This is a genomic window from Streptomyces sp. NPDC104313 (assembly GCF_055583985.1).
In genome coordinates this window covers 721,836-731,930 of sequence record NZ_JBVJMW010000003.1, presented here as the reverse complement: position 1 = coordinate 731,930, position 10,095 = coordinate 721,836, and the positions used below count along the sequence as shown (strand labels likewise).

The following is a 10,095-nucleotide window of genomic DNA, read 5'->3' as shown; positions in this document are numbered from 1 at the left end:
ACACCACCACCACAACCGAAGTCCTCCGCCTCGCCGGAGCACTCGAGAACGCCTCCGAACACCCCATCGCCCAAGCCGTCGCCACCGCCGCCACCCACACCACCGGCCCCCTCCCCACCCCCGAGGACTTCCAGAACATCCCCGGACTCGGCGTCCAGGGCATCGTCGAAGGCCACGCCGTCCTCGTCGGACGCGAACAACTCCTGGCCGAGTGGGAGATCCACCTCCCCACCCACCTCGCCGAGGCGAAGAAAGCCGCCGAGACCGCCGGACGCACCGCGATCACCGTCGCCTGGGACGGCCAGGCACGCGCGGTGCTGGAGGTCGCCGACGCGGTGAAGGACACGAGTGCCGAGGCCATCCGCCGGCTCCGCGCCCTCGGGCTGACCCCGATCCTCCTCACCGGCGACAACCGGGCCGTGGCGGAGTCGGTCGCGGCCGAGGTCGGCATCGACGAGGTGTACGCGGAGGTCATGCCGCAGGACAAGGTCGACGTGGTCAAGCGCCTTCAGGCCGAGGGCCGTTCGGTCGCGATGGTCGGGGACGGGGTCAACGACGCCGCCGCCCTCGCCCAGGCCGACCTCGGTCTCGCGATGGGCACCGGCACCGACGCCGCCATCGAGGCCGGCGACCTCACCCTCGTCCGCGGCGACCTCAACGCCGCCGCCGACGCGATCCGCCTCTCCCGCCGCACCCTCTCCACCATCCGCACCAACCTCTTCTGGGCCTTCGCCTACAACGTCGGCGCCCTCCCGCTGGCCGCCGCCGGGCTCCTCAACCCGATGATCGCCGGAGCGGCGATGGCCTTCTCCTCCGTCTTCGTGGTCGGCAACTCCCTGCGCCTGCGCACCTTCAAGGGCGCGTGAGACCCGAGGTCCGGACACCCGGGCGCGGCGGGACCGAAAGGTCCTGCCGCGCCCGCGCGCGTTCGCGGGCTCACGTACGGGGGCGCGTACGCGGCTCACATACGGGGTCGCGTACGGGGTCGCGTACGGGGCTCGCCCTCAGGCGGGTACGAAACGCAGCCGGGTTCCCGGCACCGCCTGCGCCGCCGCGGCGAGGGCCCGTTCGGGGACGACGCCGACGACCGGGTAACCGCCGGTCGTCGGATGGTCGTGGAGGAAGACGACGGGCCGGCCGTCCGGCGGCACCTGGACCGCGCCCAGGACCATCCCCTCGCTCGGCAGTTCATCGTGACGGGACCGCTCCAACGCCGGGCCCTCCGTACGCAGGCCGATGCGGTTGCTGTGCGGCGAGACCCGGTAGGCGGCGGTGAGGAGCGTACGGAGCGCCGCCTCGGTGAACCAGTCGTGGCGGGGCCCGGGATGGACCGGGAGCACCAGCTCGGCGGGGGTTCCCGGCCAGGGAACGGGATCCGCGGGCGGCGGCGGACCGCACCCCGCCGGATCGCCCAGCGGGAGCACGTCACCCTCGCTCAGCGGGGCGGGCCCGAGCCCCGAGAGGAGATCCGCCGAACGGCTGCCCAGCACCGGCTCCGGCACCAGCCCGCCCGCGAACGCCAAGTAGCCGCGCAGACCGTTGACGGCGGGGCCCGCGTCCAGCACCGCGCCCGCGGGCACCCGCACCGGCGCGCCCCACGCCACCGGGCGCCCGTCGACCGTCACCCGGCAGCCCGCCCCGCCGACGACGGCCACGACCGGCCGGTCCGGCCGGACCGCGCACCCGGTGAGCGTGGCCTCCAGGACGGCGGCGTCCGGCGGATTGCCCACCAGCCGGTTGGCCAGCCGGGCGGCGGGCGCGTCCAGCGCCCCGGCGCGCCCGACCCCGAGATGCGCCCAGCCGGGCCGGCCCGTGTCCTGCACGGTGGTCAACGCCCCGGCCCGGACGACGTACAGCCGGGAGCCGGCGGGCGGCGTCACGCGCCCACCGGGGAATCGCCCACCGGGGAATCGCCCACCGGGGAATCGCCTGCCCGGGAATCGCCTGCCGGGGGATCGCCTGCCCGGGGAGCCGGCAGCGCGCCCGCTCCGCCGCCCCCCGCCGCCCCCGCCTTCCCCTCCCCCACCGCCACGAATCTGACCGGCGTACCCGGCGCGAGCAGCGCCGCCGGTTCCCGGGCCGGGTCCCACAGGGCCCCCGGGTCCGGCATCCGCCCGACGATCTGCCAGCCGCCGGGCGAGGGACGCGGGTACACCCCGGTGTAGGGCCCGGCGAGCGCCACCGCCCCGGCGGGGACCCGGGTGCGCGGGGTCGGGCGCCGGGGCACGTGCAACCGCTCGGGCAGCCCGGTGAGATAGCCGAACCCGGGGGCGAACCCGCAGAACGCCACCCGGAACGCGGTACGGGAGTGCAGGGCGGCCACCTCCCCGGCCGGGACGCCCCAGAGCGCCCCGACCTCGCCCAGGTCGGGGCCGTCGTAGACGACGGGGATCTCCACCGGGTCGCGGTCCTCGCGCCGCGACGGCTCCACCCGCCACGAGGCGAGGTCGCGGGCGAACCGGTCCCGGGCCCCGGGCGTGCGCTCCCCGGTCCCGTCGAGGATCCCGTCGATCAGGACGGTGCGGGCGGCCGGGACGATCTCGCGTACGGCGGGGAGTTCACCGCGCGCGCGGCGGCGGAGCAGTTCGGCGTGGAAGGCCTCGGCGTGCTCGCCGTCGGCCAGCTCGACGAGCAGCGCGTGCGGCCCGGCGGGCAACACCCGTACGCCCCCGGGGCCGGGGCCGGCACCGCGCGGGTTCACGTGAACGCCCTTACCGCGACGCCGGCTTCCTCCAGCGCGTCCCGCACCCGGCGCGCGAGGGCCGCCGCGCCCGGGGTGTCCCCGTGGACGCAGAGCGAGCGCGCCGAGACGGGAATCCGGCTGCCGTCCGCCCCGGTCACCGACCGCTCGACGGCCATGCCGACGCTCCGGCGTACGACCTCGTCCGGGTCGTGCACCACCGCGCCCGGCTCACCGCGCGGGACGAGGGTGCCCCGCGGGGTGTACGCGCGGTCGGCGAAGGCCTCCTGGACGGCGGGCAGTCCGGCCTCGGCCGCATGGGCGAGCAGCCGCGATCCGGGCAGCCCGAGCACGGCCGGGCTGCCGCCCGCGAGCCGGACGCCCGCGACGACGGCGGCGGCCTGGTCGTCGTCCCAGACCGCCCGGTTGTAGAGCGCGCCGTGCGGCTTGACGTACGAGACGGCGGAGCCGGCGGCCTCCGCGAAGACCCGCAGCGCGCCTATCTGGTAGGCGATCTCGGCGGTCAGCTCGGCGGGCGGCACGTCCATCGACCGGCGCCCGAACCCGGCCAGGTCCCGGTAGGAGACCTGCGCCCCGATCCGTACCCCGCCGGCCGCCGCCGCGTCGCAGACCCGCCGCATCACGGAGGCGTCGCCCGCGTGGAAGCCGCAGGCCACATTGGCGCTCGTGACACAGGCGAGGAGCGCGTCGTCGTCGGTCAGGGTCCAGTGGCCGAAGCCCTCGCCGAGGTCCGCGTTGAGATCCATCATCACGGGCGCACGGTATGACCGTCCGGGCCGGGCGACAAGGGCCGGTCCGGAGAGTGGAAGCCTCCCCGGCCCGTACGCCTCGAACCGGCCGCGCACGCCCTGGAACCGGCCGCGCACGCCCTGGAACCGCCCCATGACGGACACGCCCAGGAGCCGCCCCATGACGGACACGTCCTAGAGTCGCCCCATGACGGACCACAGCCCCCAACCGCCCCAGGGCGCCGACGAAGGTCTCCGGAACCGCTGGCAGGACACGCTGCTGGCCGCGCGCGCCGGGGCGGACGGCCCCGACCCCCTGCCGTACGCCGAGAATCTCCTCGCCCGCTGGGCCGAGCCGCAGCGCCGCTATCACACGACCGCCCACCTGGCCGCCGTCCTGGACCGGATCGACACGCTGGCCGGTCACGCCGCCGATGTGCGGGCGGTGCGCCTCGCCGCCTGGTTCCACGACGCGGTGTACCGGCCCGACCGGACGGAGAACGAGGAGCGCAGCGCCGCCCTCGCCGAGCGGGCGCTGTCCGAGGCGGGGGTGCCGGACCCGGTGGTGGCGGAGGTCGCCCGGCTGGTCCGCCTCACCGTCACGCACGACCCGGCGGACGGCGACCGCAACGGCGAGGCGCTGTGCGACGCCGACCTCGCGGTCCTGGCGGGCGGCCCGCAGGAGTACGGGAGCTACGCGGCCCGGATCCGGGAGGAGTACGGCTTCGTCCCGGACGGGGCGTTCCGGGAGGGCCGGGCGGCGGTACTGCGGCAACTCCTGGACCTGCCACGGCTGTTCCGTACTCCGTACGGCGTGGCGGAGTGGGAGGCGCGGGCCCGGCACAACCTGGTGACGGAGCTGGAGCTGCTGGGCTCGTCCGGCCCCCGCTGACCACCCGCCGGGAACGCGCACGCGCCCCGGCGGTTCGTCAGGGCGGGCGGGACCCTCTACGGAGCGACCGACCTGGACAAGCAGGGCGGCGTCCACGCCTTCGACGCGAAGACCGGCGATCTGCGACCTGCGAACCGTGCGACCCGACCGCGTGGCCGCCTGCCGCCGTATCTCCGTATCCCCGTATCCCCGTGACTACGTAAGTGCCTCAGGCGCTGATCAGTACACCTAGACCATTGCCGTGAGAACGCCTCCGTCGGCTCGCACTGCGGCTCCGTTGGTGGCTCCCGACAGCGGGCTGGCCAGGTAGAGCGCGAGCTGTGCGATCTCGGACGGTTCGATGAAGCGTTGCAGGAGTGTGGTCTGGTTGGCGCCGATGATCGCGGCCTTCATGTCGTCGGCCGGTACGTTTCGGGCCTGGGCGATGCCGGCGACGGTGCCTGCGACGCCGTCTGAGTAGGTGGGTCCGCCGAGGATCGTGTTGACGGTGACCTCGGTTCCGCGCGTGAGCTTGGAGAGGCCGTTGCCGAGGGCGATCATCGCCGCCTTCGTCACTCCGTAGTGCACCATGTCGGCGGGGATGTTCACGCCCGATTCACTGCTGATGAAGAGGATGCGGCCCCAGTTCCTGTCGAGCATGCCTGACAAGACCTGGCGGGAGAGCCGGACGCCGCTCATGACGTTGACGTCGAAGTAGCGCTGCCACTCGTCGTCGGAGACATCCTCGAAGCGGTCGAGGCCGAAGAGACCGACGTTGTTGACGAGGATGTCGAGATCGCCCAGTGATCCCAGGAGATCCCGGACCTGAGCGGCATCGCTGAAGTCGGCGACCCGTCCGGAGACTTCCGCATCCGGCAGCTCGGCGCGGAGCCGCCGCAGGGCGTCCTGGACGCCGGTCTCGCTGCGCCCGTTGATGACCACCGTGGCGCCCTCGCCGAGCAGTGCCCGCGCGACGGCGAAGCCGATGCCTTGTGTCGAACCGCTGACGAAGGCGGTCTTGTCGTTCAGTCGCAGATCCATGGATCTTCTCGTTCCTGTGGTGCCGTTCTGGCCGCTTTGACTTTCCTGAGCAAGTAAAACTAGAACGGGATGACTTTCCCAGTCAAGTCATCAGGGGTAGGCTGGTGCCATGTCACGACTCAGCAGCGACGACCTCGAAACCTGGTCAGCCCTGGCCACCGTGCTGGAATGGCTACCGACCGCCCTCGACACGCAGCTGCAGCGGGACGCCGCGCTGACGCACTTCGAGTACGGCGTGATGTTCGCGCTCGCCCACGCCGAAGACCGCACCCTGCGGATGAGCACCCTGGCCGGCTACTCCAACAGCTCCTTGTCCCGCCTCTCGCGCGCGGTGGCCCGCCTGGAGACGAAGGACTGGATACGCCGGGCGCCTGACCCGACCGACGGTCGCTTCACTCTCGCCATCCTCACCGACACCGGCGAGCGGAAAGTCGAGCAGGCCGCCCCCGGACACGAGGCCACCGTCAACCGGCTGGTCTTCGATTCCCTGACCACAGCCCAGACACGGCAACTGCACGACATCAGCCGGCGCATCACGACGGCCATCCGCACCCAAGACGGCTGGACGCTGCCCCCCAAGGCCACCCCGTAAGCGGGTCGTCGTCCCGGTCGCGGGCCAGGAGCAGAGCGAGGGTGAACAGACGCGCCCTCCTCCCGGCGCCGGGAATGCGCGATCGCTTCCCGGTGTTGGGACGAGTCATGCCCGACTCTCCCTCCCGCCGCGCACCCATGCCGTCGGCCGTCTACATTCTCGGCCTCTCGGTCTTCGCACTAGGCACCAGCGAGTTCATGCTGTCGGGCCTGCTCCCACCGATCGCCGACGACATGAACGTGTCGATCCCCCAGGCCGGACTGCTCATATCCGCGTTCGCGATCGGCATGGTGGTCGGCGCCCCGCTGCTGGCCGTCGCCACGCTCCGGCTGCCGCGCCGCACCACGCTGATCGCGCTGATCTCGGTGTTCGGCCTCGGCCAGATCGCCGGTGCGCTGGCCCCGACGTACGAGATCCTCTTCGCCTCCCGGGTCCTGAGCGCGCTCGCCTGCGCGGGCTTCTGGGCGGTCGGCGCGGCCGTGGCCATCGCGATGGTCCCGGTGAACTCGCGGGCGCGGGCGATGGCCGTGATGATCGGCGGCCTGTCCGTCGCGAACGTGCTGGGCGTGCCGCTAGGGGCCTTCCTCGGCGAGCACTTCGGCTGGCGTTCGGCGTTCTGGGCGGTCGGCGCCGCCTCGGCCGTTGCCCTGGTCGGCGTCGCCACGCGCATCCCGCACATCCCGCTGCCCGAGAAGAAGCCCGAGCTGAAGCGGGAGCTGGCGATCTACCGGGACCGGCAGGTCTGGCTGGCCATCGTGATCACCGCGCTCGCGGCGGGCGGGGTGTTCTGCGCGTTCAGCTACCTGGCGCCGCTGCTCACGGACGTGGCGGGCCTCGGCTCGGGCTGGGTGCCGTGGATCCTCGGCCTGTTCGGGGCGGGCGCCCTGATCGGTACGGTGATCGGCGGCCGGGTCGCGGACGCGCACCTCTTCGGGGTGATGCTGAGCGGCATCACGGCGTCCACGGTGTTCCTGGTGGCGTTGGCCCTGTTCGCCTCCAGCCAGGTCGCGGTCATCGCGCTGGCGTTCCTGCTGGGCCTGTCCGCCTTCTTCACGGCCCCGGCGCTGAACGCCCGGATGTTCAACGTGGCCGGGGCCGCCCCGACGCTGGCCGGGGCCACCACGACGGCGGCGTTCAACCTGGGCAACACGAGCGGTCCGTGGCTCGGCGGCACGGTGATCGACCTGGACTTCGGCTTCGCGTCGACGGCCTGGGCGGGCGCGGCGATGACGGCCCTGGCCCTGGCGGCGGTGGGGGTGGCGCTGCACCTCCAGCGCGGCGGCGGCGAGGGCGGCCGCTCGCGTTCCCGGCTGATCGCGAAGAGCGCGGCGGCCCCTAAGGACGGCCGCCCGGCGCCGGCCGCCCCTTCGGCCTCCTCAGCCCCGCGTCCGTGAGACGCCCGACCAGCTCCTTCGAGCCGATCTCCCGCGCCCCGGCCCGCACCGCGTCCGCGTAGTGCGCCTCCGGCACGTCGTAGTGATCGCGTTCGAAGGCGCGCGGCGGGCAGCCGATCGCGGCGGCGAAGGCGTGCAGCTCCTCGAATGACACATCGCTGACCAGGTGCGACCAGAGGCGGCCGTGTCCGGGCCAGGTGGGCGGGTCGATGTAGAGCGTCACCGCCGCAGCGCCTCGCCCAGCGCCCCCACCGGCGCCACCGCCACGGCCGCCTTGGTGCACACCCAGTGCGGGTCGGGCCCGAGCTCCGGCTCCACGTCCAGCGCGTGCGGCTCCTCCCCGGCGCACACGGGGCACAGCGGCCACCGCCCGTACCGCTCCAACAGCGCGTCCTGCACGTCCTGGGCGATCAGCCCGGCCAGGAACTCCGCGCCCTCGGGCCACTGCTCCACCCACCACCGGCGGTGGGTCACCGCGTCCTCGACCAGCGAGACGATGTCCGCCTCGGCGACGCCGCCCGCCGCCAGGTCGGCCATGACGAGCGCGCGGGCGGTGTGCAGGGCCTGCTCCAGGGGGTTCAACTCCATGCCCCCATTGTGCGCCCGCGCGGGAGAGGCCCCGTCCGGAGCGCCCCGGCGGGAGCCCGGCAGGCCCTCCGGCGGCCCGTCAGAAGTAGGGACCAAAGGGGGCTTGACGGACCCCCGGGTTGAAAATATCTTTCAAATGTGACCCGAGATGTGAAGGAAATTTTCAGCGGCGACTCCCCGCCGGCCCCCGCGGCGCTCGCCGCCAAGGTCCGGACCCTCGCCCCGTCCATGACCCGCTCGATGCAACTGGTCGCCGAAGCCGTGGCGAGCGACCCCGCGGGCTGCGCCGCCCTCACCGTCACGGGTCTCGCCGAGCGCACCGGCACCAGCGAAGCCACCGTCGTCCGCACCGCGCGGCTCCTCGGCTACCCCGGCTACCGTGATCTGCGCCTCGCGCTGGCCGGCCTCGCCGCGCACCAGGAGTCCGGCCGGGCCCCCGCCGTCACCGCCGACATCGCGGTGGACGACCCGATCGCCGACGTGGTCGCCAAGCTCGCCCACGACGAGCAGCAGACCCTCGCCGACACCGCCGCCGGGCTCGACACCGTACAGCTGGGGGCCGCCGTGGCCGCCGCGTCGACCGCCCGCCGCATCGACATCTACGGCGTCGGCGCGTCCTCCCTCGTCGGCCAGGACCTGGCGCAGAAGCTGCTCCGGATCGGACTGATCGCCCACGCCCACACGGACCCGCACCTCGCGGTGACCAACGCCGTGCAACTGCGCAGCGGCGACGTGGCCATCGCGATCACCCACTCCGGCTCGACCGGCGACGTCATCGAGCCACTGCGGGTCGCCTTCGACCGCGGGGCGACCACGATCGCGATCACCGGGCGGCCCGACGGGCCCGTATCGCAGTACGCGGACCACGTGCTGACCACGTCCACCGCGCGCGAGAGCGAGCTGCGCCCCGCCGCCATGTCGAGCCGCACCAGCCAGCTGCTCGTCGTGGACTGCCTGTTCATAGGCGTCGCGCAGCGGACGTACGAGACCGCCGCGCCCGCCCTGGCCGCCTCCTACGAGGCGCTCGCCCACCGCCACAACCCGCGCACCCGCTGACCACCCCGGAAACGGGCCACGCACCACCTGTACGCGTACGAGACCGAGAAAGCAGAGCCGCACCCCATGACCTCCACCACCGACGCGAACCCCGACACCACCAGCACCATGGACACCACAGGCCCCAACAGCACCACCGGCACCACCGGCACCACCGAGAACTACGGCGAACTGCGCGCCCAGCTGGCCACCCTCACCACCGAGGCGTTCCGCCCCGAGCTGGCCGAGATCGACCGGCAGTCCACGCGGGAGATCGCACGGATCATGAACGGCGAGGACGCCACCGTTCCGGCCGCCGTCGCCGAGCGGCTGCCCCAGATCGCCGCGGCCATCGACGCCACCGCCGAGCGCATGGCCCGCGGCGGCCGGCTGATCTACGCGGGCGCGGGCACGGCGGGCCGCCTCGGGGTGCTGGACGCCAGCGAGTGCCCGCCCACCTTCAACACCGACCCGTCCGAGGTCATCGGCCTGATCGCGGGCGGCCCCTCCGCCATGGTCACGGCCGTCGAGGGCGCGGAGGACAGCAAGGAGCTGGCCGCCGCCGACCTGGACGGGCTGAAGCTGACCGCCGACGACACGGTGGTCGGCATCTCCGCCTCCGGCCGCACGCCGTACGCGATCGGCGCGGTCGAGCACGCCCGCGCGGGGGGCGCCCTGACCATCGGGCTCTCCTGCAACGCCGGCTCCGCACTGGGTGCCGCCGCCGAACACGGCCTGGAGGTCGTCGTCGGCCCCGAGCTGCTCACCGGCTCGACCCGGCTGAAGGCGGGCACGGCGCAGAAACTCGTCCTCAACATGATCTCGACGATCACGATGATCCGGCTCGGCAAGACGTACGGGAATCTCATGGTCGACGTCCGCGCCTCCAACGAGAAGCTGCGGGCCCGCTCCCGGCACATCGTCTCCCTCGCCACCGGCGCGTCCGACGCCGAGATCGAGGCCGCTCTCGCCGCCACCGACGGAGAGGTCAAGAACGCGATCCTGGTCATCCTCGGCCAGGTCGACGGCCCCACCGCCGCCACCCGCCTCACCGAGGCGGACGGCCACCTCCGCGCCGCCCTCACGGCCGCACGCACCACCTGACCCACCCGGGTACCCCGCCCCACCCCCCGCACAGCAAGGCA

At 73.7% G+C, this 10,095-nt stretch carries 12 protein-coding genes; 6 read left to right on the top strand and 6 right to left on the bottom strand.

Going from position 1 to position 10,095, the window contains the following annotated elements; genetic code table 11:
• Positions 1-866, top strand: an 866-nt coding sequence (locus tag ACZ60Q_RS10495; protein WP_469631211.1) for an HAD-IC family P-type ATPase, incomplete at its 5' end; no start/stop codon positions are given.
• 138 nt (positions 867-1,004) lie between these two features.
• On the opposite strand, the gene ACZ60Q_RS10490 is transcribed toward ACZ60Q_RS10495, so the two are convergent.
• Genes ACZ60Q_RS10490 through ACZ60Q_RS10480 form a run of 3 tightly spaced genes read right to left on the bottom strand, consistent with a single transcriptional unit; the run spans position 1,005 to position 3,447 of the window.
• On the bottom strand, positions 1,005-1,880 hold the full coding sequence (locus ACZ60Q_RS10490) for a 5-oxoprolinase subunit C family protein (protein ID WP_469631208.1): 876 nt from the start codon (positions 1,878-1,880) through the stop codon (positions 1,005-1,007).
• The gene (locus ACZ60Q_RS10485; RefSeq protein WP_469631205.1) at positions 1,877-2,701 is read right to left on the bottom strand and encodes a 5-oxoprolinase subunit B family protein; all 825 of its coding nucleotides are present in this window, start codon (positions 2,699-2,701) and stop codon (positions 1,877-1,879) included. Before ACZ60Q_RS10485 ends, ACZ60Q_RS10490 begins: the two co-directional genes overlap by 4 nt.
• The gene (locus ACZ60Q_RS10480) at positions 2,698-3,447 is read right to left on the bottom strand and encodes a LamB/YcsF family protein (protein ID WP_469631334.1); all 750 of its coding nucleotides are present in this window, start codon (positions 3,445-3,447) and stop codon (positions 2,698-2,700) included. Before ACZ60Q_RS10480 ends, ACZ60Q_RS10485 begins: the two co-directional genes overlap by 4 nt.
• A gap of 190 nt (positions 3,448-3,637) precedes the next feature.
• On the opposite strand from ACZ60Q_RS10480, the gene ACZ60Q_RS10475 reads away from it, so the two are divergent.
• Positions 3,638-4,321 carry an HD domain-containing protein gene (locus ACZ60Q_RS10475; protein ID WP_469631203.1) on the top strand — a complete coding sequence of 228 codons (684 nt, stop codon included), beginning with the start codon at positions 3,638-3,640 and terminating at the stop codon, positions 4,319-4,321.
• Positions 4,322-4,549: 228 nt separating this feature from the next.
• Here ACZ60Q_RS10475 and ACZ60Q_RS10470 read toward each other — a convergent pair whose 3' ends face one another.
• Positions 4,550-5,341: an SDR family NAD(P)-dependent oxidoreductase gene (locus ACZ60Q_RS10470; protein ID WP_469631200.1), complete on the bottom strand. Its 792-nt coding sequence runs from the start codon at positions 5,339-5,341 to the stop codon at positions 4,550-4,552.
• Between the two features lie 109 nt (positions 5,342-5,450).
• Between ACZ60Q_RS10470 and ACZ60Q_RS10465 the strand changes: the two genes are divergently transcribed.
• Both ACZ60Q_RS10465 and ACZ60Q_RS10460 read left to right on the top strand, forming a co-directional pair.
• Positions 5,451-5,933, top strand: a complete 483-nt coding sequence (locus tag ACZ60Q_RS10465; protein WP_469631197.1) for a MarR family winged helix-turn-helix transcriptional regulator — start codon at positions 5,451-5,453, stop codon at positions 5,931-5,933.
• 137 nt (positions 5,934-6,070) lie between these two features.
• Positions 6,071-7,327, top strand: coding sequence for a Cmx/CmrA family chloramphenicol efflux MFS transporter (locus ACZ60Q_RS10460; protein WP_469631331.1), 1,257 nt, complete (start codon positions 6,071-6,073; stop codon positions 7,325-7,327).
• On the opposite strand, the gene ACZ60Q_RS10455 is transcribed toward ACZ60Q_RS10460, so the two are convergent.
• Entirely contained in the window at positions 7,269-7,550 is a 282-nt protein-coding gene (locus tag ACZ60Q_RS10455) for a DUF4031 domain-containing protein (RefSeq protein ID WP_469631195.1), read from the bottom strand. The genes ACZ60Q_RS10460 and ACZ60Q_RS10455 overlap by 59 nt on opposite strands.
• Positions 7,547-7,915, bottom strand: coding sequence for a hypothetical protein (locus ACZ60Q_RS10450; protein WP_469631193.1), 369 nt, complete (start codon positions 7,913-7,915; stop codon positions 7,547-7,549). The genes ACZ60Q_RS10455 and ACZ60Q_RS10450 overlap by 4 nt, the downstream gene beginning before the upstream one ends.
• Before the next feature lie 138 nt (positions 7,916-8,053).
• On the opposite strand from ACZ60Q_RS10450, the gene ACZ60Q_RS10445 reads away from it, so the two are divergent.
• Positions 8,054-8,971 carry a MurR/RpiR family transcriptional regulator gene (locus tag ACZ60Q_RS10445; protein WP_469631190.1) on the top strand — a complete coding sequence of 306 codons (918 nt, stop codon included), beginning with the start codon at positions 8,054-8,056 and terminating at the stop codon, positions 8,969-8,971.
• Between the two features lie 66 nt (positions 8,972-9,037).
• On the top strand, positions 9,038-10,054 hold the full coding sequence (gene murQ, locus ACZ60Q_RS10440; RefSeq protein WP_469631187.1) for an N-acetylmuramic acid 6-phosphate etherase: 1,017 nt from the start codon (positions 9,038-9,040) through the stop codon (positions 10,052-10,054).
• Positions 10,055-10,095 lie beyond the last annotated feature (41 nt).